The sequence below is a fragment of the Stenotrophomonas sp. SrG genome (assembly GCF_050031795.1).
In the GTDB taxonomy this organism is placed as follows: Bacteria; Pseudomonadota; Gammaproteobacteria; order Xanthomonadales; family Xanthomonadaceae; genus Stenotrophomonas; species Stenotrophomonas rhizophila_A.
In genome coordinates this window covers 1-241 of the sequence record NZ_JBNBBE010000995.1, presented here as the reverse complement: position 1 = coordinate 241, position 241 = coordinate 1, and the positions used below count along the sequence as shown (strand labels likewise).

1 protein-coding gene is annotated in these 241 nt (G+C 69.3%); it reads right to left on the bottom strand.

The features are described from left to right. Positions 1-241: alpha-amylase family glycosyl hydrolase (locus ACQG3P_RS22475; RefSeq protein ID WP_426806294.1), on the bottom strand; the 241-nt coding region annotated here is incomplete at both ends.

The following is a 241-nucleotide window of genomic DNA, read 5'->3' as shown; positions in this document are numbered from 1 at the left end:
AATCGACCGCATTGCCCCACGGGGTGCACAGGTCGCTGCGGCAGAACGCCGGCGCCAGGGTCGGCAGCGGCTTGCCGTCCGGCCCGAAGTGGTTGTACACCACGTCAAGCAGCACCATCATCCCCAGGCCAGGGGCGGCATCGACCAGTGCCTTGAGCTCGTCAGGCGTGCCGTAGGCGGGCGCAGGCGCAGACTGCAGTACGCCGTCGTAGCCCCAGTTGCGCTCACCCGGAAGGGTGGC